Genomic DNA, 24,590 nt, shown 5'->3' on the forward strand with positions numbered 1-24,590 from the left:
GCCGGGGTACGGATCAGCCGGGGTGGCTGCTGGCCCGGGCGATCAGCCGCGCGGAGAGGGTGGTGGTCGTGTTCCGGCGCCGGGAGTCCCCGATGCGGTCGAGCAGCAGCTGGGCGCCCACCGTTCCGATGTCGTAGGCGGGCTGGGCCACCACGGACAGCGGTGGGTCCAGCAACCCCGCCCAGGGGGCGTCGTCGAACGCCACCAACCCCACGTCCCCGCCCGCGCGCAGCCCCCGCTCCGCGAGTGTCTCCATCACCCCCAGGGCCATGACGTTGTTGGCGACCAGCAGCGAGTCCGGGGGCTGCTCGGTGTCCAGCAGCTCCTGCGCCGCCCGGCGCGCACCCGCCGCCCGGAACTCACACCTGCGCACCAGTCGCTCCGAGTCGTGTTGTCCCACGGCCCGCAGCCCGCGTAGGTAGCCGTCGAGGCGTTCCTCGGCGGTGGGCACTCCCCGTGGGCCAGTGATGCACCCGGGGCGGCGGTACCCACGTTCGACGAGGTGACGGGTGGCCTGCTCGGCGGCCGACCTGGTGTCCACCAGCACCGTGTCCCCGGTGGTGTCGGGAAGCGGACGGTCCAGTGCCACGAAGGGGATCCGGGAGCAGCTGAGCAACTCGGAGCCGGAGGTCCGTCCGGTGGGGGACAACAGGATCCCCGCCACTCTCTCCTGCAACGCCACGGACACGTAGGAGCGCTCCTTGTCCGGGTCGTCGTCGGAGTTGCACAGCACCACCGAGTAGCCGGCGGAGTGAGCCACGTCCTCCACGCCCCGGGAGATGGCGGTGAAGAACGGGTTCTCCACATCGGAGATGATCAGGGCCAGTACGGGCGTCTTCTGCCTCCGCAGGTTCCGCGCGGGTCCGTTGGGGCGGTAACCGAGTTCCTCGGCGGCGGTGAGCACCCGTGCGACCAGTTCGGAGTCCACCGTGTCCTTGCCGTTCAACACGCGGGAGACGGTTGCGGTGGACACCCCGGCCCGCTCGGCCACCTCGTTGATGGTCGTCACAGTCGTCGCTCCTTCCGCGAGCCGTGTTGACACCCGCCCGGAACGAGAATAACTTCCGAGAAAACGATTACCAGGACACGTGGGTCGTTCGGAAACGGAATCGTTTCGTGTCCCGAGGGTGAACGGCCGTCGTCTCCGACCGGGGTTTGGGGTTGCCGTGGCTCGTATCGGCGTGCTCAGCGTTTCGGACGGCAGGGATCACGTACACGCCAGGAACGCGGACTTCGTCCGGCGCAAGCAGGCCGAACTGGTCGCCTCCCTGCGCTCGGTCGGCCACGAGGTGGTCGATACGTCCGAGCCGCTGTCCTCCGGACCGGGGGCCACTGACGCGGCGCGGCGCGTGGCCTCCGCCGGGGTGGACCTCACCGTGCTGTACTACGCGGTGTGGGCCTTTCCCCGGTTCACCATGCTCGCGGCCGGGGAGCTGGAGACCCCGTTGGCGCTGGTGGCCAGCACCGACCCCACCGAACCCGGCCTGGTGGGGATGTTGGCGGCCGGAGGGGCGCTCGACCAGGTGGGGCGTGGGCACCACCGACTCTGGGGTGAACCGGACGACGCTGAGCTGGCGGCCGACATCGGGGCGCTGGCCACCGCCGCCTCCGCCGTGGCGGGATTGCGGGGGTGCACGTTCGGCCGTTTCGGTGGCCGCCCCATGGGCATGAACACGGCGGTGGCCAACACCGACCAGTGGCAGCGGCTGTTCGGGGTGGACGTGGAGGAGATCGACCAGTACGAGCTGGTGCTGCGGGCGCGGCACGCCGACCAGGGGGAGGTGGGCACGGCGCGGGAGTGGTTGGAGCGGCACGTGGGCGCGGTCCACTACGACGGGGACAAGCTCACCCCGGAACTGCTCGAACGCCAGATCCGCTCCTACCTGGCGGTGCGGGAGATCATCGCCGAGCGGGGCCTGGACTTCTCGGGGATCAAGGCCCAGCCGGAGCTGACCGAGAACTTCGCCACCATGGACGTCACCGAGGCCCTGCTCAACGACCCCTACGACTGGAACGGGCCGAAGACTCCGCACGTCTGCGCCACCGAGGCCGACATGGACGGGGCGCTGACCATGAAACTGTTCGGACACGTCTCCGGCACCCCGGTGCTGTTCGCCGACGTGCGGCACTACCACTCCGAGCGCGACCTCTGGGACCTGTGCAACTCGGGCCAGCACGCCACCTGGTTCGCGGCGCGCAGCGACGATCCCGCCGTCAACCTGGCCAGGGTCGAGCTGTTCCCCGAGGTGTTCTTCTTCCCAGCGGGCGGCGCCTCGGTGCGGCACGTGGCCGCCCCCGGCACGATGACCCTGGGCAGGCTCACCCGCAGCGACGGCGACTACCGGATGCAGCTGATGCTCGGCGAGTTCGTGGAGCCGGACGCGGAGACCACCGAGGAGCTGATGCGCCTGTCCACACCGGAGTGGCCGCACGCCTTCGCCAGACTCGACGTCACGGCCGACACCTTCCTGTCCCGGTTCGGGGCGAACCACATCCACGCGGTTCCCGGTGACCACCGGGCGGAGCTGCGGGCGGTGGCCGAGCAGCTCGACATCGAACTGGAGGAGTGGACCCGTGGGTGAGCGCCGAGCGGGAACCACGCACTGACCACCAGGGACGGAGAACGCGGATGGCCGACGTGACGCTGTTGGGCATCGACATCGGCACCTCCGGCTCGAAGGGGGTGTTGACCACCGCCAGCGGCAAGGTGCTCGCCCGGGCCGAACGCGGGCACGCCACGCGGTACCCCCGGCCGGGGTGGGTGGAACACGACCCGGAGGAGATCTGGTGGAACGACTTCACCGAGCTGATCGCCGAGCTGCTGCCCGCTGCCGGGGGAAGGTCCCTGGCCGGACTCGGCCTCAGCGGTATCGGACCGGTGCTGGTGCCCGCCGACGAGTGTGGTTCCCCGCTGCGCCCGGCGATCCTGTACGGGGTCGACACCAGGGCCACCACCGAGATCTCCGAGCTGGAGGAGGAACTGGGCGGCACGGAGATCCTGCGGCACGGGGGCTCCGCGCTGAGCAGTCAGGCGATCGGACCGAAGATCCGCTGGCTGGCCAAGAACGAACCCGAGGTGTACCGGAACACGTCCAAACTGCTGATGTGTGGCTCCTACCTGGTGCATCGGCTCACCGGCCGTTACGTGCTCGACCACCACTCGGCCAGCCAGTGTGACCCGATCTACGACCTGCGTGGCGGACGCTGGTTCCCCGATTGGGCCGAACGGGTCGCCCCCGGGGTCGAGCTGCCCGACCTCGCCTGGCCGACCGAGGTGGTGGGACACGTGGGTCGGCGGGCGGCGGCCGAGACCGGGCTGCCCGAGGGACTGCCGGTCACCGCGGGCACCGTGGACGCCTGGGCCGAGGCGGCCAGCGTCGGTGTGCGGGAGCCGGGCGATCTGATGCTGATGTACGGCACCACGATGTTCTTCGTGCAGGTGGTGCGTGAGCCGCTGGCCCACCCGGCGCTGTGGAGCACCCGGGGCGCCTACCCGGACACCTACACGCTGGCGGCCGGGATGGCGACCTCGGGGGCGGTGACCGACTGGATGCGGGGTCTGTTCGGCGGCGAGTTCGGGGAACTGCTGCGGGCCGCCGCCGAGGTTCCGCCGGGAAGCCGGGGACTGTTGCTGCTGCCCTACTTCGCGGGGGAGCGCACACCGGTGTTCGACCCGGACGCGCGGGGGACGGTGTGCGGGTTGACCACCGCGCACGGACGTGGCGAGCTGTACCGGGCCGCGTTGGAGGGCATCGCCTACGGGGTGCGGCACAACCTCGAGGTCATGGCCGACTCCGGGGCACCGGCCGAACGACTGGTCGCGGTGGGCGGCGGCACCACCGGCGGGCTGTGGACCCGCATCGTCTCCGACGTGACCGGCAGGCCGCAGTCGATCCCCGCGGAGACGGTCGGGGCCTGCTACGGCGACGCCCTGCTGGCCGGGGTGGCCACGAACACGGCGGTGGACCCGCGGAACTGGAACCCGGTGGTCGACACGGTCGAACCCGACGAGGCCGCCACCGCCCGCTACGCCGAGTTCTACCGGCACTACCGGAAGCTGTACGAGAGCACGGTGGACACCGCGCACTTCCTGGCCGCGCAGCAGCGCCGCGTCGGGTGATGGCCGGGAGCGGACCGAGTCCTAGTTGCCTTCGGCCCCGTCGACCGCGATGGACTCCGTGTCCCGCTTCACCCGGTCGGTCTCGGTCGCGTCGGAGAGCTCCACCAGCGGCTGGACCGCCCCACGGAAGTTCTCCAGCGCGTCCAGTTCCCTGCGCCGCGCCGAGACGAACCGTTGCAGGTGCGTGCTGGACAGGTTGACGGCCTCCACCGCCGAACCGGCCGCCCGTTGGGCGCGCACCGCCTGGGCGCGGACCTGTTCGATGTCCTCGCTCAGGGCGTGTTCCGTGGCGGCGAACACGGCGGCCGAGGCGAGCACGGCGAAACCGGTGGGTCCACAGAGGAATATCCTCCGCTCCAGCAACCACGGCAGCAGGTTCGGATCCGTGTCCAGGGCCGCCACCACGGCCGCGTCGGAGGGCACGAACATGACCGTCCCGTACACGGCGTCGGCCCACCGACGGTAGTCCTTGTTGGCCAGTTCGTTCGCCCGGGCACGGATGTTCCTGGCGTGCACCCGCAACGCCTCGTCGCGCTCCTCGGGGTCGTCGGTTTCCACCGCCTCGGTCCACACCGCCAGGCTGGCTTTCGCGTCCACCGGAACACGGCGACCTCCGCCCACGGTGAGCACCAGGTCGGGACGTGCGGCCCCTCCACCGGCTATGTCAGTCTGCTGGGTGAAGTGGATGCCCTCCCGCAGGCCCAGGGCGGTCGCGGTGCGCACCAGCGCCTGTTCACCGAGTTCGCCGCGCCCCTGTGTCGAGGAGAACGTGATCTCGTAGCGGCGCAGGGCCTCCTGGTGCTGGGCACTGCGGGAACGTTCGGCCTCCAGCATCCGGAGCGTCTCGTCGGCGCGGCGCGCGTTGTCGGTGTAGAGCCGCCACAGCATCACCAGCGCCCCGGCCAGCACCAGCACGGCCACGCCGAGCACGACTCCGAGAAATCCCGTTCCCACGAGTACTCCTTCCGGCTTTCGCCGATGGTGGTTGTCGGTCCTTCCGCCCGATTCTCGGTGCCGAGAACGTTTCGTGACGGTGTTCCGTCGATCCTGCCCGACGCTTTCGCCCTATGGGGTGAGTTCCGGGGATGCGTTCCACCGGGGTCTCCGGCCCCCGGGATCGGTCGATAACGTTTCCGCCATGCGCCTGCTGCACACCTCCGACTGGCACATCGGCCGCACCTTCCACGGACACGACCTGCTGGAGGAACAGTGGCGGGTGCTTTCCGAGGTGGCCGAGCTGGTCCGTTCCGAAGGCGTGGACGTGGTCGTGGTCGCCGGGGACCTCTACGACCGCTCGGTGCCCTCCGGCGAGGCGGTCCAGCTGTGCGTGGACGTGCTGGAACGCATCCGGAAGGCGGGGGCGCGGCTGGTGGTCACCCCGGGAAACCACGACTCGCCGCAGCGTGTCGGGGCGTTCGCCGAGTTCGCCGCGGCGGGCGGGCTGCACCTGCACACCAGGACCTCGCGGCTGCACGAGCCCACGGTGCTCACCGACGAGCACGGGCCGGTGGCCTTCTACGGGCTGCCCTACCTGGAACCGGATCCGGCGCGGCAGGTGCTGCGTACCACCCCGGCTCCCGGCGTGACCGAGGAGGAGATCGCCCGGGGGCACGAGGCCGTGCTGGGGGAGGCGATGAACCGGGTGCGCGGTGAGCTGGCCACCCGCCCGGGCACGAGGTCGGTGGTGCTGGCTCACGCGTTCGTCTCCGGGGCGCAGAGCAGCGACTCGGAACGCGACATCACCGTGGGCGGGGTGGACCGGGTCCCCGCCCACGTGTTCGAGGGAGTGGACTACGTGGCCCTGGGGCACCTGCACGGCCCGCAGCGCGTGTCCGAACGGGTGCGTTACTCGGGCAGCCCGCTGGCCTACTCCTTCTCCGAGGCACGGCAACGCAAGTCGGTGTGGCTGGTCGAACTGGACGAGCGAGGGTTGGGACCGGTGCGCCGCCACGAGCTTCCCGTGCCCCGGGAACTGGCCACCCTGGAGGGAGAGTTGGACAGCCTGCTCCAGGACCGGCGGTACGAGCCGTTCGTGGACTGCTATGTCTCCGCCGTGGTCACCGACGAGTCCCGGCCGTTGGACGGGATGCGCAGACTGCGACGACGCTTCCCCTACGCGGTGCACATGGAGTGGCGCCCCGCCGAGGGAAGGGCCCGGGCGCCGCTGCGCTACTCGGAGGCGGTGCGTGGACGGGACGAACGGCGGATCGTGCGGGACTTCGTGACCAACTGCCGGGGGACGGAACCGTCCGAGTCGGAGTGCGCGCTGCTGGACCGCGCCCTGGACGAGGTGGGGGCCTCGGAGGTGCGGCGGTGAGACTGCACCGGCTGGAGCTGTCGGCCTTCGGCCCGTTCCGGGACCGGCAGGCGGTCGACTTCGACGAACTGGGCGCGGACGGGCTGTTCCTGCTGCACGGGGACACCGGCGCGGGCAAGACCACCGTGCTGGACGCGATCGTGTTCGCCCTCTACGGCGAGGTGCCCGGGGCACGTAACCAGGCCAAGGCGCTGCGCTGCGACACGGCCGAACCCGGGGCGCGGACCTGGGTGGCCCTGGAGCTGAGCGTGCGGGGACACCGGCTGCGGCTGGAACGCAACCCCGAGTACCGCAGGCTGAAGAGGGACGGCTCCGGCCACACCGACGTGCAGCACAGTGTCTCGCTGTCCTGGCTGTCCCAACCCCCCGAGGGGGAACCCCGGGAAGGGTTGACCCGCGCGCGGGAGGTGGGGCAGACCGTGCGACGCCTGCTGGGGATGAGCGCCGAACAGTTCTGCCACGTGGCCCTGCTGCCCCAGGGCGACTTCGCCAGGTTCCTGCGGGCCGACGCCGGGCAGCGCGCCGACCTGCTGGAGCAGCTGTTCGGCACGGGCCGCTACTCCGAGGTGGAACGTTGGTTCAAGGAGACCCGGCAGCTGCGCGGCGGGGAACTGGAACGCGTCCGGGCCGAGGCCGACCGGCTGGTGGCGCGGATCACCCAGGTGGCGGGCGAGGAACCGGACGCCGACGCGGACCGGGTGCGGTGGCTGGACGAACTCGAGAAGGACCTCGTCCGACGTGGGGAGAACGCCCGCGCCGAGCACCGGCGGCTGGACCGGGAGCGTGAGGGGGCCGAGCGGACCCTGACGGCGCGACGGGAACTCGCGGACAAGGTGGACAGAGCCCGCAGGGCCACCGCCGAACTCACCGAACTCTCCGGGCAGGAGGACACCGTCCGGCGGTGCGAGGCGGAACTCGACGCGGCCCGCCGGGCGGTGGCTGTGGTCAACGCCGACCGGGAGTGGGAGACCGGTCTCCGGCGTCTGCGGGAGTGCGAACGACTGCTGCGCCAGGCCCGCACCGAGTGTCCCGACGTCGACGCCACGCGGGAGGCCGAGCCCGCGGAGACGCTGCGTGCGTGGGCCGTGGAGCTGCGGGAGGAGGCGGCCGTGCTCGCCGAGCGGGAGGCCGAGGCCGAGCAGCAGCACCACGACCAGCGCCGGGTCGCCGAGCTGGAGGAGGAGATCGCCGCCGACTCCGCCGCGGACGCGGAACTGGCCGAGCGGCAGGGCCACCTGCCCGAGGAGATCGAACGGGCCCGTGCCCGCTCGCGGGAGGCGGAACAGGCTCCACAACGGCTGGAGACACTCACCGCGCGGTGTGCTGAGCTGGAGGAGGCGCTACGTGCGGCGCGGGAGCTTCCCGAGGCGGACGCGCGGTGCGCCGAGGCCCGACTGCGGGCCCAGCGGGCGGTGGACGAGCACCAGACCGCGCGGGAACACCTCCAGGACGTGCGGGAACGCCGACTCGCCGGTATGGCGGCCGAGCTGGCCGGGGACCTGTGCGAGGGCACGGCCTGCCCCGTGTGCGGGGCCACCCGGCACCCGGACCCGGCCGATCCGGCGGAGCAGTCGGTCGGATCCGAGGACGAGCGGCGGGCCCGCGAGGCCGAGGCGCTCGCCCAGCGCCGCCGCGACGAGGAACGCGCGACGTTGGAGGAGGCCGAGCGGGAGTGCGCACGGCTGCGCGAACAGCTGTCCGACAGGACGGAGCCCCCGCTGCGGGAGGAGTACGAGCGGGTCAGCGCCGAACGGGCCGAGTTGGAGGAGTTGGTCGAGCAGCGCCACACCCGCGCCGAACGGCTCGCGGAGCTGGAGGCCGACGTCGAACGGGTGAACGGCGACCGGGTCGAACTCGCCAACAGGATCAGCGCCAACCGGTCCGCGCGGGACTCGCTGCTGGCCGCGATCGAACAACGGCGGCAGCGGTTGCGGGCGGCGCGGGGTGAGTTCGACACGGTCGCGGCGCGGCGGAACAGCCTGATCGACCGGGCCGAACACCTCGACCGGGTGGCCACCGCCCGCGACGAGCACGAACGGGCCCTGGAGCGGGAGGCCGAACAACGACGGGCCCGCGAGCGGGTGGCCGTCGAGAACGGGTTCGCCACCGCCGAGGAGGCCCTGGAGGCTGCCCGCGAGCGGCGGCGGATCGACGAGGTGGACGAGTGGCTGGCGCGGGTGCGGCGCCGGGAGGCAGCGGCCAGGGCCACGTTGGACGAACTCGCCGGGGTGGACCCCGAGGCCGAGGTGGACGTGGAGGAGGCCGCTGCGGAGGCCGAACGGGCTCGGCTGCGGGCCGAGGAGGCGGGCACCGTGGCCGCCGACCTGGAACGTCGCGCCACCGAGATCGCCGAGCTCGGCGGTGAACTGCGCCGGGTCCACGCGCGGCTCGAACCGGTCGAGGCGGAGTTCGCCGAACTGGACGCGCTGACCGACGTGATCAACGGGCGGGGGCAGAACGCGCGCCGCATGACCCTGCGTTCCTACGTGCTCGCGGCCCGGTTGGAGCAGGTCGCCGAGGCGGCCACCGTGCGCCTGCGGCACATGAGCGACGGGCGTTACTCCTTCGAGCACTCCGACGAGCAGGGCCCGCACGGCAAACGGGGCGGGCTGGACCTGCGGGTGCGCGACGACTACTCGGGGCGCAGCCGTTCGACGAGGACGTTGTCCGGGGGAGAGACCTTCCTGGCCTCGTTGTCCCTGGCGCTGGGGTTGGCGGACGTGGTCGGAGCCGAGGCGGGGGGAGCGATGTTGGACACGTTGTTCATCGACGAGGGTTTCGGAACCCTCGACGGGGATACACTCGATCTGGTGATGGACGCGTTGGACGAACTCCGCGCCGGGGGGCGGGTGGTGGGCCTGGTCTCGCACGTGGACGAGCTGCGGCAACGCATCCCGGTGCGGCTGCGGGTGCGCAAGTCCCGCAGCGGTTCGTCGTTGGGGATCGAGTCCTGAGCACGGTCGATCGGCAGCCGGAAGGCCCCGTGCACACGGCAGCGCCCCGGTTTCCCGCCCGTGCCGCGGTGAACGCCGCTCGCGCAGGAAACGAACGACGCGGACCCCGGTGGTGGGGTCGGAAAGGTCGAGACATGTCCGAGCTGTCCGCCATGCTGGAGATCCACGATCCGGACGCCCGTCGTCGGCGCATCGTCGACACCCTCGTCGGGACGTTCTCGGATCTGATGCGGAACAAACCGGCGGCCTTCCGCACCAAGTTCCGCAAGATGGCGGCCTCTCCGTTCGCCTTCTACCGGGGAACGGCGTGCCTGTTCTACTCCGACGTGGCTCGGATGAGCGACCCGTGGGCGGACGAGCGCACCGGGCGGGTGTGGATCCAGGGCGACCTGCACGCGGAGAACTTCGGCACCTACATGGACGGCGAGGGCGTGCTCATCTTCGACGTCAACGACTTCGACGAGGCGTATCTGGGCCACTTCACCTGGGACCTGCAACGCTTCGCCGCCAGTCTCGCACTGATCGGCTGGAGCAAGGCGCTGCCGGACGACGACATCGAGAGCTTCGTCACCGGAGCCACGCGTTCCTACGTCGACCAGGTGCGTCGTTTCGTCGAGGGCGGCAACGACGCGGCGTTCTCGCTGAACCTGCGCACCACCGACGGCCCGATCCGCGAGGTGCTGCGACAGGCGCGGTTGCGCAGCAGGTCGGGTCTGCTGGACCGGGAGACCGAGACCGAAGGGTTCGACCGCCGTTTCCGCGACGGCCCAGGCGTGCGCAGGCTCTCCGAGCAGGAGTACGAACGCGTCCTCGACGCCTACCGGCGCTATCTCACCACCATCCCGCAGGACAAGAAGATGAGTGAGATCGCCTACGGGGTCAAGGACATCGTGGGCCGCAGCGGTTTCGGGATCGGCAGTGCCGGGCTGCCCGCCTACAGCCTGCTGTTGGAGGGCGAGAACGAGGCGCTGGAGAACGACCTGATCCTGTCCATGAAGCAGGCCAACGTGGCCGCCCCCGCCGCCGTGGTCCCCGACGAGCGGATCCGGCGGTACTTCCGACACCACGGTGAGCGCACCGCCCTGTCCCAACGGGCGTTGCAGGCCCACGCCGACGCGTTGCTCGGCTACACCGACATCGACGGGGTGGGCTACGTGGTCTCCGAGGTCTCGCCGTACGTCTCCGACCTGGACTGGAGTGAGCTGACCGAGCCGGACGAGATCCGACCCGTGGTGGACTACCTGGGTCGGGCCGTGGCCAAGATCCACTGCGTCTCCGACTCGGACTCCGACCAGACCCTGGTTCCGTTCCAGACCGAGGACGCGATCCTGAAGGTACTGGACGGCCGTGAGGACGAGTTCGCCGAGTGGCTGTGCCGGTTCGCGATGGAGTACGCCGACGTGGTGCGCGACGACTACCGGCTGTTCGTGGACGCCTTCCGGCACGGCGAGATCGGCAACGTCTCCGCCACGCGCGAGTGAGTCGGAAGACGCCCCGTGCCTCCCGTGGGTGGGCACGCACGGGGGTGGGTCAGCGCCGTTCGTGGTCGAGCAGCCGCGCCTTGAGGTCGGTTCCCCAGCGGAAACCGCCGAGCGAACCGTCCCCGCGCAGCACCCGGTGGCAGGGCACGAACAGGGCGGCCGCGTTGTTCGCGCAGGCAGCGGCGGCGGCCCGTGCGGCTCGGGGGCTGCCTGCCAGTTCCGCGTAGCGCCCGTAGGTGACGGTGCTGCCCGCCGGGACGCGGCGCAGGATCTCCCAGGCGTGCTGGCGGAACGCTCCGGAGCGCTGGCGCACGGGGATCCCGTCGACGGCCTCCGGCTCTCCCGCGTGGTAGCGGGTCACGGCGCTGCTCACCTCGCCGAGGTCGGTGCTCCGCCGGAGTTCTGTGGGGCGCAGCGGCGCCGCGACCAGCGGGAGCAGTTCCTCCACCCCGGCGGTCCAGCCGGAGGCCAGCACGGCTCCCTGGTGGTCGACGAGGACGGTGAACGGGCCGAAGTCGGTGTCGTGGGTGGTCCAGTGGGCGATCATGTCGGTTTCCCTTCGCGAGGACGGTGTTCGTCGGGTGGGTTCGCGGTGTCCGCGCGGGAGGCGGGCGGCGTGCTCACCCCCGTGGCTTCGTCGGCGATCCGGCGCAGGTGTTCGGCGGCGTAGGAGCGCCACGGGGACCAGGCGTGGGAGTGCCGTTGCAGGCGGTCCGCCTCCGTCGGCAGTCCCGACCGCCTCGCCCCGCGCAGCACGGCGTCGGTGAGGACGAGGGTGTCGGGTTCCCCGAGCACCCGGGCGCTGATCCGTTCGGCCGTGCGGGCGGTGAGCCCGGGCACGTTCCGCAGCTCGGCACGCAGTTCCGTGCCGTCGCGTCCCGGATGGATGTGCAGCTGCCCTTCGGCGAGCCGCTCGGCCAGCTCGCGCGCAGGCTCGTCCTCTGCCGTGGGGAACAGGTGGGCCGCCTGCTCGACCAGCTGTCGGGGGGTGGGGAACAGCCTGGCCGTGCCGCCCTCCGTGGTAGCCACCGGTTCGCCGAGTTCGGCGGCCCACCAGCCCGCCCGCCGCCGGGCCTGCCGGGGGGACAGCTGTTGACGCAGTACCGCGCGCAGCGCTGCTTCCGCTCCGTCGACGCTGCCCAGCAGCCGTGCTCCGGGGGTGCCCGCCACGGCCTCCGCCAGGAACGGGTCGCGACCGAGGGTCTCGTCCACGGCCACCGGATCGCAGTCCAGGTCCAGCAGACGTCGCAGCCTGTTCACCGCGCTGCCGAGGTCCCGCAGGTCGGTCAGGTGCAGCGTGGTGGAGACGTGAGTGGGAGCCGGGGTCAGCTCGACGCTCCCGGTGCCGTGGGGCAGCCGCAGGGTGCGCCCGTAGTGGCCGGCCGATCCCCACTCCACTCCGGGCACGGCCCGGGCGGCGAGTCGCCGTAGGGTTCCGGGGCCGTCGAAGGGCAGGCGTGCGGGCAGTCGCAGCCGCAGGGTTCCGGCGGCAACCCCTGCCGTGGAGGGGCGTTTCGTCGCGCGGCGCAGTTCGGTGGGTGTGGCGGCGAAGACCTCCCGGACGGTGTCGTTGAACTGCCGCAGGCTGGCGAAACCGGCGGCGTGGGCGATGTCGCCGAAGGCGAGTCCGCTCCGTTCGATCAACAGCCGCGCGGTGTGGGCCCGGTGCGCGCGGGCCAGGGCGAGTGGTCCCGCTCCCAGCTCCGCGGTGAGCACCCGGTTGAGGTGTCTGGGGGAGTAGCCGAGTCGGGCGGCGAGCCCGCCCACTCCCTCCCGGTCCACGGTGCCGTCGTCGATCAGGCGCACGGCCCTGCCGGCCAGGTCGGCCCGCAGGTTCCACTCGGGTGAGCCGGGCACGGCGTCGGGCAGGCAGCGCTTGCAGGCCCGGTATCCGGCCTGTTGGGCGGCTGCCGTGGTGGGGAAGAACACGATGTTGTCGGCTTTGGGGGTGCGTGCCGGGCACGAGGGTCGACAGTAGATGCCGGTGCTGCGCACGGCGGTGACGAAGCAGCCGTCGAACCGGGGGTCGCGAGAGGTGACGGCCCGGTAGGCCTGTTCGGTGGTGACCAGCACGTCTCCGATCGTGCCACCGTCGGAGGGGAAGTACTGGCGGGAATCGGACACGCTGGTGTTGGTGGGGCCGCCCTCGGCGCGGCACCGAGGACGGCGTGGTTCACGGGTGGGTAGCCGGTGGTTGCGGGATCGTGCTCAGCGGATCAGCACAGGATGATCCGGTCCAGATAGGGGCTGACTCCTCGGGAGACGTTCTTGCGTGTCTGGCCCGGGCGGATGGAGAAGCACCTGCTGTCGGCGCCCCGGGCCATGATGAGTTTGATCCGGTGGTAGCGCTTGCACTCGTTGGTGACCCAGACCGTGGTGTATACCTTTCCCTTGTCCTGTCGGTCCGTGATGCACTTGGGGGCGGTGGTCTCCTTCGCGGAAACGGCCGTTTCGGCGGAGTGCGCGGACGGTGCGGCCGTCGCCGCGGGGAGGACTCCCAGCGCGGTGATTCCGGAGAGGGCGAGTGCGGCCAGCGTGGCGGAGAAACGGGGAGCGGACACGGGAACCTCCTGGAAAGCTCGGATGATCGTGATTCGCCGACGGATTCCCGCCGGGCGGAGCGGAACTTCCGGGATGATTCTGTTCCGTTCTTTCTCACTGGGGGAGAGCGATTTCCGGAAATCACCCGAAGGGGAATGACCGGAATTGCTTTCGAGGGAAGAAGCTGTCCGCGCGGGTGAGTTCTCGGAGATCCGCTTGACAGGGGCGAAAACGCCGTCGCCGGCGGGAGTCGGGAGCTGGTCGGGGCCGTGCCGGACTGCGAGCCGGGCCGGAAGGTCGTACCGTTTCGACCATGACCAGGGGGATGTACGTCAGACGCGTGGTGGGGGCCGTTGCGGCGACCGTGGCGCTGCTGCTCGGCGCGGCCTGCGACGACACCGGTGGTGGTGGTGAACAGCAGGAGCAGGAACAGGAGGACGGCGAGCAGGACGACGGGGGTTACTGAGCTCCGCCGGGGTTTCGCGTGTGGGCCCCGGCCGCCGGTGTTGGCCCGACCGTCTGACCGTGATCGCGGGCGGGCTCCTAGACTTGGACAGCTGTGAGCCTCACTCTCGGAATCGTCGGCCTGCCCAACGTGGGCAAGTCCACCCTGTTCAACGCGCTGACCCGCAACGAAGCCGTCGCGGCGAACTACCCGTTCGCCACCATCGAACCCAACGTCGGTGTGGTCCCGCTGCCGGACCAGCGGTTGGACAAGCTCGCCGAGATGTTCGAGTCCGCCCGCACCGTGCCGGCCACGGTCTCGTTCGTGGACATCGCCGGGATCGTGCAGGGAGCCTCGGAGGGGCAGGGGCTGGGCAACCAGTTCCTGGCCAACATCCGGGAGGCGGACGCGATCTGCCAGGTCATCCGCGTGTTCGACGACTCAAACGTGGTTCACGTCGACGGGCAGGTCAACCCGTCCAGTGACATCGAGACGATCAACACCGAGCTGATCCTCGCCGACCTGCAAACCCTGGAGAAGGCGCTGCCCCGGCTGGAGAAGGAGGCGCGCACCAAGAAGGAGCGCAGGCCCGCCGTGGAGGCCGTGCAGGCGGCCAAGGAGGTCCTGGAGGAGGGACGCACCCTGTTCTCCGCCGGCAAGGGCCGTGAGGTTCCCGAGCTGGCCGAGCTGAACCTGCTGACCACCAAACCCTTCCTGTACGTGTTCAACTGCGACGAGGGAGTGCTGGCGGACAAGGACCGGATCGCCGAACTGCGCGAGCTGGTCGCCCCGGGCGACGCGGTGTTCCTGGACGCCAAGGTCGAGTCGGAGCTGGTGGAGCTCGACGAGGAGTCGGCCCGCGAGCTGCTGGAGTCGGTGGGGCAGGAGGAGCCGGGGCTGCACGCCCTGGCCAGGGCCGGTTTCCACACCCTCGGTTTGCAGACCTTCCTCACCGCCGGGCCGAAGGAGGCCCGCGCCTGGACGATCCGGCAGGGTGCGACCGCGCCGGAGGCGGCCGGGGCCATCCACACCGACTTCCAGCGCGGCTTCATCAAGGCAGAGATCATCTCGTACGAGGAGCTGGTGGAGGCGGGCTCGATGAACGCCGCCCGCTCGGCGGGCAAGGTCCGCCTCGAAGGCAAGGAGTACGTGATGCGGGACGGCGACGTGGTGGAGTTTCGGTTCAACGTCTGAGGCAGTAGTCCCGGGGCTTGTGTCGCTTCCGCTCGGGGGCGTCGGACTTGCTGGTCAGCGATGGTGCGAAACCGTCTGGCGAGCCGGTTTGTCGCTCCGGTTCCCCGCTGTTGCTCGCTCCCGTGCTGACTTGGTGCTGACCGAACATCGGAGAGACGACGTCCTTTCCGGCAGAAGACTCAATGAGGAGTGCTTTTTCGTTCAATGCGCCAGTGACCAGCGATTATCACTGTTCGGTGTGTCGAGCCACACCGTGTGTGTACCGTCTGGCGCCACCGTCAATCCGTATCGGTCCGGTGTAGGGCTGTCCGCATGAAGCCACCATGAGTAGGCCGCGTCCACTTCATCCCACAGTCGGCGAGGGCCGAGTTGGCGAACCCCGAACGAGTCGGCACCACGAACCATCGCGACCTGAGCCCATGAGCCCGAACGCACGTCGTGCAGTTCGATCATTCTGTGATCGTCGTCCAGCTCCTCGGTAGTGAGGTAGCAGTGCGGTACCCGGAGCCCGATCGTGAACGCAGCGCGGGGAAAAGCGGTCATGTCGAACAGCTCCGCGCCACTGCGTACGGTCGTTGTCCTGTCCGCTTGGAGCTGCTCTATCTCGTCCGGATCAAGGAAGTACCGACGTTGCTGGCGCACACGCATGAAAGCGACGTTCATCCCGCATCGGCCGGACGCCGAACCGTTCTCATGGACTTCCAGTCGAATAAGAGCACCGTTGCAGTAATCCGTTCCCCATGGGGCCACTATCAGCCCACACGGGCGTGTCTGTTCGATCCACGCTCGTGGAACCGTGTGGATGGACGCGGTGGCAATCACGCGATCATAGGGAGCTTCCGGCGGATACCCCTCGGTTCCATCCGCTGTCACTACCAACGGGGTGTATCCAGCATTTTTCAAGGCGTGGCGCGCGGAATCAGCCAGGTGTGGATCGACTTCTACCGAGACGACTCGTTCAGCTTGACCGGCACGATCACTCAGCAGGGCCGCGTTCCAGCCGGTTCCGGTGCCGATCTCCAGTACCCGGTGTCCTTGGCGTACGTCGAGTGCGTCGAGCATATTCGCCACAAGCGATGGCTGACTGCATGAACTGGACGGTTGTAGCCCCACGTCGCCGGATGTGGTTCTTCCATCGTCCACCTGCGTGATGATTGGCTCATCCGCGTTGACCAGCTCACGCCACCGAGAGCCCTCGGTTTCGCGAGACACGGCGGCGAATCCACCGGTAGCGGGATCATCGACCCACACCACAGGCGGGATGAACGGCTCACGTGGCACGGACAGCCGTTCGTGCCATTCAGTCATGATCATAGACGCCTCATTTCTCGTCGTCCTCGTGTTTGTTGCCGTCGTCCTTACTGCCCCAGTTCTCCCATTTCTCCGGCTGCGGGTTGCCCTGTCCATCCCGGTCCGAGTCTCGCTTCCCCATTTCAATCCTCCTGTTTTGGAATCGGTCCCTTTCAGACTGCCGGAAGCAGGACTGTCACGGAACGCACTGAGTCCGACGGAGTTATGCGAGATCGTGACTAAGCCTTGTCGTGATCGCATCGGTGTTCGAACCTGTATCCATGAAACTTCGGAGGGTGTCCGGCTGTGAGAACGGCACGTGCCCGGCCGTGTACGTCTCGGACCGGCAAACAGCGGTGGTGCAGGGCGGCCATGTGCCCACGGCGGACGGGCTGACGCTGGGGGAGGGGGAGACGGCCGTGGAGCTTCCCCCTGACATCGTTCTCGGTGCAGTGACCGCGTTCGCCGAGTCCGGCAGCGTGGAGACGGTCCAGCGGCTCAGGGAGGCTCTGAAATGCTCCTAGACGGTGAACAGTTCGGTCAGTACCTCACCGACTACAAGCGGACGGCGTGGCGGTTCGAGACGCAACCGACCTATGCCATGCCGAACGAGCAAGACAACCTCAACCGGTGGTGCGCTGGGGAGCCGAAGCCGGAGGGGCATAACGCCACCTGGCACGAAACCGTGCGGAAGGCCGTCAACGCCGGGAAGACCATCGGCCGTGTCCGTACCGTCCGGCAGCCGCTCACGGAGTACCAGCGGTTCCAACTGGATTGGGCCATTCCCGGCAACATCGAAGCCGGGGAAGACATCCGTATCCTTGACCTGACGGACCTTGAGCTTTCCCTTCCGTCGCAGGATTTTTGGGTCTTCGATGATGAGACGGTGGTTGATCTCAACTTCCGTCCGGATGGGACCTTGATCAACGTGGACAAGTTGGAAGACCCGGACCTGGACCAGTACCTGAAGTGGCGAGACATCGCACTCGCGCACGCCGTGTCACTGAAGTGATCTCAGCGAGGTCGTAGCGGACGCTTGAGATCGGTGGCATGGATGCGCTGGGATGAGGCGGAGAGCCCCTGGTAGGACTGGTCTCACCACAAGATCAAGTCCCCATACCCAAAGGCTCTCCGTGATTGCGCATCCTGCCATCCTCGATGTATCCCGTGAGCTGGCCCGCTAGGTGGCGTGGCTGCTGCAGCTCGAGCGCCGCAGGCGCGGTACCCGTGCCGGAACGCGGGCGTTGACCTGTTTTTGGCAGGCTGTGCTCGGTTTGCGTTGGTTTCGCGACCGCACCGACCCGGCGAGACTGGCCCGCGATCATGGGGTCGCTCGGGCGACGGCGTATCGCTACCTCGACGAGGTCATCACGGTGCTCGCCGACCAGGCCCCGGACCTGCATCAGGCGCTGCGGCAGGCCCACGAGCAGGACATGACCTACGTGATCCTCGACGGCACAGTCATCACCAGCGACCGACTGGCGGAGAAAACCACCAGTGTGCAAGGAAAAACCATCGATCTGTGGTACTCCGGAAAGACCGGCGAGCACGGCGGCACCATCCAAGCACTGTCCGCGCCAAGCGGGTTCCCGCTGTGGGCCTCCGACGTCGAACCCGGCAGTGTCCACGATCTCACCGCAGCGCGGGAGCACGTGCTGCCAGCGCTGTACGCTGCCGCCTCGCGTGGTCTGCCCACCCTGGCCGACGGTGGCTACGACGGTAGCGGCATCGGGGTGCACACCCCGGTCAAGCAGCCTGCCGGTACCCAGATCCTCGACGTTGACAACCGTGCCTACAACGCACTGCTGCGTGGGTTACGCAGCCTCGGCGAACGCGGATTCGCCCTGCTCACCGGCCGCTGGCGCACCCTGAGCCGCATCACCGCCAGCCCCAGAAAAATCAGCAGCATCATGCAAGCCGCACTCGTGCTCACCCACCTCGAACACCAACAGACTTGAAAGTCGCTGAGATCACCTCAGTGCACCCCCGTGCCAGCACAACGAGCTTGAGTGCTTCGGCCTTATTCGCACCCGACGCGGTGATCTCGCAGAACCAGTCGGAGGAGCAGGTGACTTCGAATGTTGTCGGCAGTCGGGAACGCAGCGTTCGGAGGTATTCGGTCGCACACCCGGGAAGTTGGACGATCAGCTTGGCCAGCTCTGGCACGTCGAGTATTGCCTCGAGACGCTGCGCTGTTTCCGTTGGCGGCTCCGCCGACTCCGGTAACAGGAACCCGTCTTCCAAGAAGAGCTGGGGGTTCAGCTCTCCTCCGAGTCGTACCTCAGGTGTGATTCGGCGCAGGTCGTCGATTACCTCCTTCACTTTCCGAACCGTCATGTAGTTCCGATGTAGATCGAAATCGGAAGATCGGTCGTGGATCAGTGTGCCGTTGCCGCATGCGACGAGGGCACCTTCCGGGAGACCATAGAGTCCCACGACGTCTCGGAGCGGGCGGGCGGTCATTATGACTACGGTGAATCCGGCCTCGTTCAGGGCCGCGAGAACACCGCGACTGTACGGGGACACCGTTCCATGTGAGTTCAGCAGAGTACCGTCGAGATCGGTCGCCACCACCGTCACTTCGTCAGCGCACAACTTTGTACTCACCGCTCTGCCGCCGTTGCATCGCACTGCGTGCGGTCGACAGCCCCGTAAACACGAGGAATCCGCACAGCGCACTCGTCGGTAGCGCCCAGAAGGAGGCGTGCAGCCCGAGGTGCTGCAGCAAAGTTCCGGCGAGGGTCGAACCGGACGCGTTGCCCGCCATGAAAATGGTGACCAGCCACGCGAACGCCTCGGTACTCGTTCCCGCAGGAACACTGCTGCCGACCACGGCGAATGCGCTCGCCAACGCCGGCGCCAGCGAAATACCACTGAGGACCGCACACGGGATCAGCACTACCGGCGGTGGGGCGAACGCGAGCGGTACATATCCAACCGCGAGCGTGAACATCAGGAACTGGAAGTGCCGATAGGAACTGCCGGGCCAACTGCGACCACCGTAAACGAGCCCACCGATCAGTGCCCCGAAGGCGTTAGTCGCGAGGATGATCCCCGAGAGTTCATTCGTGTGATTGGCTTCGCTGTAGGCGATGACCGAAATGTTCAGCAGTCCGATCGTCGCTCCCGCGAATATCAGGCTCATCAGGATCTGACGCAGCGTCGCCGAACGCAACGGTCCCGCCCAGTCCGCTCGGCGTGGTTCTGCCTGCCATCGCCGCACCGGAGGGGTGGTGATGAACGTGATGGCTCCCAGCAAACCGAGCAGCCCAGTAGCGACCAAGGCACCGGCGGGTCCCGTCGCCTCCACCGCCACGACGACCAGTAGCGGCCCCGAAACGAAAATGAGCTCCTGCAGGGTTGCATCGAGGGCGTAGGCGGTCTTGATGATGCGTTCTCCCGTAAGCACCCGCGGCCACAGGCTTCTCAGACATGGTTCGAGCGGCGGGGTGAACAGCCCGGCCGCGACGATACTCGTACCGGCGAGCAAAACCTGGTCCGAGGGGGTGGTCGAGAGGGTCAGAAACCCGGCCGTGGAAGCCAGCATGCACACAGTGAGCACTCGCGCCTGGCCGTAGAGATCGACGCATCGTCCCAGGATCGGTGTGCCCACGGCGGCGGAAATCCCGTACAACGCGGCGAGCACGCCGACCAGACTGTACTCGAATCCCTGATCGCGTAGGAACAGAGCGACGACGAGCGGGCCCATACCCTCCGGGAGCCGCCCGACAACATTACTGGGCAGCAGCCTTTTGACGTACTGTTGCCGAAACAGATCAACGTAGGATCTCACTTCGTGTTCCTTTTGGCCCGGTTGAGTATAGGAAAAGGTCGAACACTTCGACGTGAAGCGGTTTTCTGATGTTTTTCTGTCGAAAACACCCATGTGCGGAGTTGTTGGATCCCGGATCTGAAGGTGGGGAGTGAGGTATATGAGACAAGGGAGCTTCCCGGGAGGGCTGTGGAATTTTTCCGTTTTTTCCTTTTCCTGTCTGTGGGATGATTTCGGCGCCTTTCAGTGTTCGCGACGAAACTAGTGATTCGGGGAATATGGAGTCAATGAACTCGCTGACCGCTCGCACGAAGAGACGAGTCGCATCGTGCGTCCTCCACGTGACGGCGGCCCCAGGAGAGGGCGAGCGCCTCCGGTGGCACGAGAAAATATGTGATATTCATCACTGATGTGCGGTGTCGTGGTGGTCCCTCGGGTACGAGTGACTGTCCAACCACGTCTTGTGCTGCTCCACATTGATCAATTAGCTTGTCTGACCGGGTGACGGTTGATCGCCTGATCGGTCGATCGACTGTGGTTACCCTCCGAGCTGATCACGATCACGTTCGAAGCCGTACTGGGGCGAGTTCGTTGGGGCGAGTTCCAAACGCGGGTGTCTGACTGGTCTGACTGCGCGGGCAGGAATGTGTGACATGCGGCTAATTGGTGGTGTGTGGTGACGAGTACGGAGTCGGTTCCCGGTCCGATGGACGGTGCCGAGCAGTCGCCGTTGAGCCTGGGCACGGCGGCGGCGCGGAACCTGTCGACGACGACGAAGACCCCGCCGCAGATGCAGTCGATCACCTCGCGGTGGTTGCTGCGCCTGCTGCCGTGGGTGCAGGCCTCGGGCGGGGCCTACCGGGTGAACCGACGGTTGACCTACCAGCTGGGCGACGGGCTGGTGACGTTTTCCAACACCGGCGCGACGGTGCGGGTGATCCCCGGCGAACTGCGGGAACTGCCCGCACTGCGCGGCTTCGACGACACCACGGTGCTGGAGGGCCTGGCCGAGCGTTTCGTGCAGCGCGAGTACGCGGCGGGTGAGGTCATCGCCGAGGAGGGCAGCCCGTCCGAGGAGATCGTGCTCATCGCGCACGGCAAGGTGAACAAACTGGGCACCGGTCCCTACGGAGACCAGACGGTACTGGGAGTACTGGCCGGAGGACAGCACTTCGGCGGCCACGTGCTGGCCGAGGACGGCGGCACCTGGGGGTTCACCGCCAAGGCCGTGACACCGTGCACGGTGTTAACCCTGCCGCGTCAGTCCGCCCGCGAGGTGGTGGACCGCTCCGAGACGCTGCGTACCCACCTGGAGCGGGTCCAGGCCGAACCTCGGGGCGCGCACAACGACGACGGCGAGGCCGCCGTCTCCGTGGCCTCCGGCCACGCCGGTGAACCGGAACTGCCGGGCACGTTCGTCGACTACGAGCTCAAGCCCCGCGAGTACGAGCTCAGCGTGGCCCAGACGGTGCTGCGGGTGCACACCCGGGTGGCGGACCTGTACAACGAGCCGATGGACCAGGTGGAGCAGCAGCTGCGGCTGACCATCCAGGAACTGCGCGAGGAGCAGGAGAAGGAGCTGGTCACCAACCGCGAGTTCGGCCTGCTGCACAACGCCGACCTGCGCCAGCGCATCCACACCCGCACCGGTCCGCCCACCCCGGACGACATGGACGAGCTGCTGTCGCTGGTCTGGAAGGACCCCGGTTTCTTCCTGGCACACCCGAGGGCCATCGCCGCGTTCGGTCGCGAGTGCAGCCGTCGCGGGTTGTACCCGTCCAGTGTGGAGATCGGTGGACACCACGTGCCCGCCTGGCGCGGTGTACCGCTGTTCCCCTGCAACAAGCTGCCGATGAGCAGCCAGCGCACCACCTCGATCATGCTGATGCGTACCGGCGAGGCCAACCAGGGCGTGGTCGGGCTGCACCAGACCGGGCTGCCCGACGAGTACGAGCCGGGCCTGTCGGTGCGGTTCATGGGCATCAACGAGAAGGCGTTGATCTCGTATCTGGTGTCCACCTACTACTCCGCCGCGGTGCTGGTGCCCGACGCGCTGGCGGTGCTGGACGACGTCGAGACCGGCAGGGAAGACTGACCCGTGGCCGGCCAACCGTTCGAGCTTCCGGAGTTCTACCTGCCCTGGCCCGCCCGGCTGAACCCGCATCTGCAGCGGACGCGTGAGCACTCCACGGAGTGGGCCCGTCGGATGGAGATGGTCACCCCGGGCGGGGCACCGGGCAGCAGCGGGGAGTTCGCCTGGGACGAGTCCACCTTCGACTCGGCCGACTACCCGCTGCTGTGCGCCTACACCCACCCGGACGCCACCGCGACCGACCTGGACCTGATCACCGACTGGTACGTGTGGGTGTTCTACTTCGACGACCACTTCCTGGAGCACTACAAACACACCGGCGACCTCGCCGGGGCCCGGCGGTACCTGGCCGGGCTGTCGGCGTTCATGCCGACCGACCCGAGCGAGCACGTCCCGGAGCCGAGGAACCCCGTGGAGTGGGGACTGGTCGACCTGTGGTCCCGCACGGCCCCGAGCATGTCGACCGACTGGCGGAACAGGTTCGCCGAGGCCACCCGCAACCTGCTCGAGGACTGCGTGTGGGAGCTGACCAACATCACCCAGGGGCAGGTGCCCAACCCGGTCGACTACGTCGAGATGCGCCGCAAGGTCGGCGGAGCGCCCTGGTCGGCCGGGCTCGTCGAACTCGCCGCCCGGGCCGAGATCCCGGCGCGGATCGCCGCGAGCCGACCGATGCGGGTGCTCACCGACACCTTCGCCGACGGGGTGCACCTGCGTAACGACCTGTTCTCCTACCAGCGCGAGACTCAGCAGGAGGGCGAGCTCAACAACGGGGTGCTGGTCATGGAGACCTTCTTCGCCACCAGCACGCAGCGGGCCGCCGAACTGACCAACGATCTGTTGACCTCCCGTCTGGAGCAGTTCGACAACACGGCCCTGACCGAGGTTCCCGCGCTGTGCGACGAGCACGGCCTCGACCCGGACGAGCGGGCCAGGGTGCTGGCCTACGTCAAGGGATTGCAGGACTGGCAGGCCGGTGGCCACGAGTGGCACACCCAGTCCAGCCGGTACATGAACGAACACGTCACCGCGACGTCCGGTGCCCCCGTCCCGCACGGCCCCACCGGCCTGGGCACCTCGGCGGCCCGGGCGTTCTCCCGGCTGCGTCCCGGCGTTCGGCGCCGGACGCGACAGCAGTCCCACCGGCCGTTCCAGGAGGTGGGGCACCTGACGCTGCCGGAGTTCTTCATGCCCTATCCCGTGCGGATGAGCCCGCACGTGGACACCGCCCGCGAGCACGGTGTCGACTGGGCACGGCGGATGGGCATGTTCGACTCCGTGCCCGGGGTGGAACTCGGCGGGGTGTGGGACGAGCGCCGGTTCGTCGGTTTCGACTTCGCCCACTGCGCGGCGATGATCCACGCCGACGCGAACCCGGAGGCACTCGACCTCTCCTCGGACTGGCTGGCCTGGGGCACCTACGGCGACGACTACTTTCCCGCCGTGTTCGGCGCCTCCCGTGACCTCGCGGCGGCCAAGGTCTGCAACGATCGGCTGTCGGCGTTCATGCCCCTGCACGGTGAGTCCACTCCGGAGCCGACCAACCCGATCGAACGGGGTTTGGCCGACCTGTGGCGACGCACCGCCGGGCCCATGGGCACCGAGGCGCGGCGCCAGTTCCGTACCGCCGTGGAGGAGATGACCGCCAGCTGGCTGTGGGAACTGGCCAACCAGATCCAGCACCGGGTGCCGGACCCGGTCGACTATCTGGAGATGCGGCGTAAGACGTTCGGCTCGGACATGACGATGAGCCTGTCCCGGCTGGCCCATCTCGACACGGTGCCCGCCGAGGTGTACCGCAGCACGGTGGTCCGGGAGATGGAAACCGCCGCGCAGGACTACGCGTGCCTGACCAACGACCTGTTCTCCTACCAGAAGGAGATCCAGTTCGAGGGTGAGGTCCACAACCTCGTACTGGTCACCCAGTACTTCCTCGACGTCGACCGGTGGCGGGCCCGCGACGTCGTGGCGGAGGTGATGACCGCCCGGATGCGGCAGTTCCGGCAGATCCTCGGCGAGCGCCTGCCCCGGATGTTCGACGAGTTCGGTCTCGACGACTCCGCCCGCCGGGTGCTCGTCAACCACGCCGAGTCCCTCAAGGACTGGATGTCGGGGATCCTGGAGTGGCACCGCAAGTGCGTGCGCTACACCGAGGCCGAACTGCGGCGCCACCACACACCGTGGGCCGCCGGGACGGGAACACCACCCTCCCCGTCTCTCGGGGCCGCGCGGCCGGAGGGAGCGCTCACGCCGCGCCGGCGCCTGGCCGGACCCACCGGCCTGGGCGCGGCGGCCCGGATCGCCGCGCCCACGGAGGCCACGGGCCGCCGCCCGCCCGGGACCGGGTGAGCCGTCGGCGACTACCTCCTTTCCGACCCCACACG

20 protein-coding genes are annotated in these 24,590 nt (G+C 68.7%); 12 read left to right on the top strand and 8 right to left on the bottom strand.

What is annotated here, in order from left to right; all coding sequences use genetic code 11:
- Window positions 1–13 precede the first annotated feature (13 nt).
- A complete protein-coding gene (locus ACTMO_RS0102890) occupies window positions 14–1,009 on the bottom strand; it encodes a LacI family DNA-binding transcriptional regulator (RefSeq protein WP_019853155.1) in 996 nt (331 codons plus the stop codon).
- Window positions 1,010–1,166: 157 nt separating this feature from the next.
- On the opposite strand from ACTMO_RS0102890, the gene ACTMO_RS0102895 reads away from it, so the two are divergent.
- Window positions 1,167–2,582, top strand: a complete 1,416-nt coding sequence (locus ACTMO_RS0102895; RefSeq protein ID WP_019853156.1) for an L-fucose/L-arabinose isomerase family protein — start codon at window positions 1,167–1,169, stop codon at window positions 2,580–2,582.
- A 47-nt stretch (window positions 2,583–2,629) separates the two neighbouring features.
- A complete protein-coding gene (locus ACTMO_RS0102900) occupies window positions 2,630–4,120 on the top strand; it encodes an FGGY-family carbohydrate kinase (RefSeq protein ID WP_026448811.1) in 1,491 nt (496 codons plus the stop codon).
- 21 nt (window positions 4,121–4,141) lie between these two features.
- Here the strand turns inward: ACTMO_RS0102900 and ACTMO_RS0102905 are convergent, their stop codons facing one another.
- Window positions 4,142–5,074 (bottom strand): DNA recombination protein RmuC, encoded by a 933-nt coding sequence (locus tag ACTMO_RS0102905; RefSeq protein WP_019853158.1) that lies wholly within the window; start codon window positions 5,072–5,074, stop codon window positions 4,142–4,144.
- 184 nt (window positions 5,075–5,258) lie between these two features.
- On the opposite strand from ACTMO_RS0102905, the gene ACTMO_RS0102910 reads away from it, so the two are divergent.
- From ACTMO_RS0102910 to ACTMO_RS0102920, 3 genes are all read left to right on the top strand, one after another.
- The gene (locus ACTMO_RS0102910; RefSeq protein WP_019853159.1) at window positions 5,259–6,437 is read left to right on the top strand and encodes an exonuclease SbcCD subunit D; all 1,179 of its coding nucleotides are present in this window, start codon (window positions 5,259–5,261) and stop codon (window positions 6,435–6,437) included.
- Window positions 6,434–9,391 carry an AAA family ATPase gene (locus ACTMO_RS0102915; protein ID WP_019853160.1) on the top strand — a complete coding sequence of 986 codons (2,958 nt, stop codon included), beginning with the start codon at window positions 6,434–6,436 and terminating at the stop codon, window positions 9,389–9,391. The genes ACTMO_RS0102910 and ACTMO_RS0102915 overlap by 4 nt, the downstream gene beginning before the upstream one ends.
- A 134-nt stretch (window positions 9,392–9,525) precedes the next feature.
- Window positions 9,526–10,872: a DUF2252 domain-containing protein gene (locus ACTMO_RS0102920; protein WP_019853161.1), complete on the top strand. Its 1,347-nt coding sequence runs from the start codon at window positions 9,526–9,528 to the stop codon at window positions 10,870–10,872.
- A gap of 49 nt (window positions 10,873–10,921) precedes the next feature.
- On the opposite strand, the gene ACTMO_RS0102925 is transcribed toward ACTMO_RS0102920, so the two are convergent.
- The 3 genes from ACTMO_RS0102925 to ACTMO_RS0102935 form a co-directional block, all read right to left on the bottom strand.
- Window positions 10,922–11,419 carry a methylated-DNA--[protein]-cysteine S-methyltransferase gene (locus tag ACTMO_RS0102925; protein WP_019853162.1) on the bottom strand — a complete coding sequence of 166 codons (498 nt, stop codon included), beginning with the start codon at window positions 11,417–11,419 and terminating at the stop codon, window positions 10,922–10,924.
- Window positions 11,416–12,996 carry a bifunctional transcriptional activator/DNA repair enzyme AdaA gene (locus tag ACTMO_RS0102930; protein WP_019853163.1) on the bottom strand — a complete coding sequence of 527 codons (1,581 nt, stop codon included), beginning with the start codon at window positions 12,994–12,996 and terminating at the stop codon, window positions 11,416–11,418. Before ACTMO_RS0102930 ends, ACTMO_RS0102925 begins: the two co-directional genes overlap by 4 nt.
- Window positions 12,997–13,088: 92 nt before the next feature.
- Entirely contained in the window at window positions 13,089–13,433 is a 345-nt protein-coding gene (locus ACTMO_RS0102935) for a hypothetical protein (protein ID WP_019853164.1), read from the bottom strand.
- 293 nt (window positions 13,434–13,726) lie between these two features.
- Here ACTMO_RS0102935 and ACTMO_RS22755 point away from each other — a divergent pair, with 293 nt between their 5' ends.
- Window positions 13,727–13,879 (top strand): hypothetical protein, encoded by a 153-nt coding sequence (locus ACTMO_RS22755; RefSeq protein ID WP_157062776.1) that lies wholly within the window; start codon window positions 13,727–13,729, stop codon window positions 13,877–13,879.
- 93 nt (window positions 13,880–13,972) lie between these two features.
- Entirely contained in the window at window positions 13,973–15,052 is a 1,080-nt protein-coding gene (gene ychF, locus ACTMO_RS0102945) for a redox-regulated ATPase YchF (RefSeq protein ID WP_019853166.1), read from the top strand.
- Window positions 15,053–15,253: 201 nt separating this feature from the next.
- On the opposite strand, the gene ACTMO_RS22200 is transcribed toward ychF, so the two are convergent.
- Window positions 15,254–16,366, bottom strand: coding sequence for a methyltransferase domain-containing protein (locus ACTMO_RS22200; RefSeq protein ID WP_033401483.1), 1,113 nt, complete (start codon window positions 16,364–16,366; stop codon window positions 15,254–15,256).
- 227 nt (window positions 16,367–16,593) lie between these two features.
- Between ACTMO_RS22200 and ACTMO_RS20140 the strand changes: the two genes are divergently transcribed.
- From ACTMO_RS20140 to ACTMO_RS0102970, 3 genes are all read left to right on the top strand, one after another.
- Entirely contained in the window at window positions 16,594–16,866 is a 273-nt protein-coding gene (locus ACTMO_RS20140) for a hypothetical protein (RefSeq protein WP_033401484.1), read from the top strand.
- Entirely contained in the window at window positions 16,857–17,354 is a 498-nt protein-coding gene (locus ACTMO_RS0102965) for a DUF6879 family protein (protein ID WP_019853171.1), read from the top strand. The genes ACTMO_RS20140 and ACTMO_RS0102965 overlap by 10 nt, the downstream gene beginning before the upstream one ends.
- Before the next feature lie 172 nt (window positions 17,355–17,526).
- Window positions 17,527–18,300 (top strand): transposase family protein, encoded by a 774-nt coding sequence (locus ACTMO_RS0102970; RefSeq protein ID WP_026448813.1) that lies wholly within the window; start codon window positions 17,527–17,529, stop codon window positions 18,298–18,300.
- On the opposite strand, the gene ACTMO_RS22205 is transcribed toward ACTMO_RS0102970, so the two are convergent.
- Window positions 18,272–18,913, bottom strand: coding sequence for an HAD hydrolase family protein (locus ACTMO_RS22205; protein WP_169509037.1), 642 nt, complete (start codon window positions 18,911–18,913; stop codon window positions 18,272–18,274). The genes ACTMO_RS0102970 and ACTMO_RS22205 overlap by 29 nt on opposite strands.
- 13 nt (window positions 18,914–18,926) lie before the next feature.
- The gene (locus ACTMO_RS0102980; protein ID WP_211212899.1) at window positions 18,927–20,228 is read right to left on the bottom strand and encodes an MFS transporter; all 1,302 of its coding nucleotides are present in this window, start codon (window positions 20,226–20,228) and stop codon (window positions 18,927–18,929) included.
- A 592-nt stretch (window positions 20,229–20,820) separates the two neighbouring features.
- Here ACTMO_RS0102980 and ACTMO_RS0102985 point away from each other — a divergent pair.
- Together ACTMO_RS0102985 and ACTMO_RS0102990 are read left to right on the top strand one after the other, a co-directional pair.
- Window positions 20,821–22,209 carry a family 2B encapsulin nanocompartment shell protein gene (locus ACTMO_RS0102985; protein ID WP_026448814.1) on the top strand — a complete coding sequence of 463 codons (1,389 nt, stop codon included), beginning with the start codon at window positions 20,821–20,823 and terminating at the stop codon, window positions 22,207–22,209.
- Between the two features lie 3 nt (window positions 22,210–22,212).
- Window positions 22,213–24,555: a family 2 encapsulin nanocompartment cargo protein terpene cyclase gene (locus tag ACTMO_RS0102990; protein ID WP_019853176.1), complete on the top strand. Its 2,343-nt coding sequence runs from the start codon at window positions 22,213–22,215 to the stop codon at window positions 24,553–24,555.
- Window positions 24,556–24,590: the final 35 nt, after the last annotated feature.

The sequence above is a fragment of the Actinopolyspora mortivallis DSM 44261 genome (assembly GCF_000384035.1).
GTDB classification, from domain to species: domain Bacteria; phylum Actinomycetota; class Actinomycetes; order Mycobacteriales; family Pseudonocardiaceae; genus Actinopolyspora; species Actinopolyspora mortivallis.

Coding starts and splice junctions, on each gene's coding strand:
- ACTMO_RS0102980 (WP_211212899.1), bottom strand. CDS start 20,228: ATGGGTGTTTTCGACAGAAAAACATCAGAAAACCGCTTCACGTCGAAG.
- ACTMO_RS0102920 (WP_019853161.1), top strand. CDS start 9,526: ATGTCCGAGCTGTCCGCCATGCTGGAGATCCACGATCCGGACGCCCGT.
- ACTMO_RS0102925 (WP_019853162.1), bottom strand. CDS start 11,419: ATGATCGCCCACTGGACCACCCACGACACCGACTTCGGCCCGTTCACC.
- ACTMO_RS0102985 (WP_026448814.1), top strand. CDS start 20,821: ATGGACGGTGCCGAGCAGTCGCCGTTGAGCCTGGGCACGGCGGCGGCG.
- ACTMO_RS22200 (WP_033401483.1), bottom strand. CDS start 16,366: ATGATCATGACTGAATGGCACGAACGGCTGTCCGTGCCACGTGAGCCG.
- ACTMO_RS0102910 (WP_019853159.1), top strand. CDS start 5,259: ATGCGCCTGCTGCACACCTCCGACTGGCACATCGGCCGCACCTTCCAC.
- ACTMO_RS22755 (WP_157062776.1), top strand. CDS start 13,727: ATGACCAGGGGGATGTACGTCAGACGCGTGGTGGGGGCCGTTGCGGCG.
- ACTMO_RS0102965 (WP_019853171.1), top strand. CDS start 16,857: ATGCTCCTAGACGGTGAACAGTTCGGTCAGTACCTCACCGACTACAAG.
- ACTMO_RS0102900 (WP_026448811.1), top strand. CDS start 2,630: ATGGCCGACGTGACGCTGTTGGGCATCGACATCGGCACCTCCGGCTCG.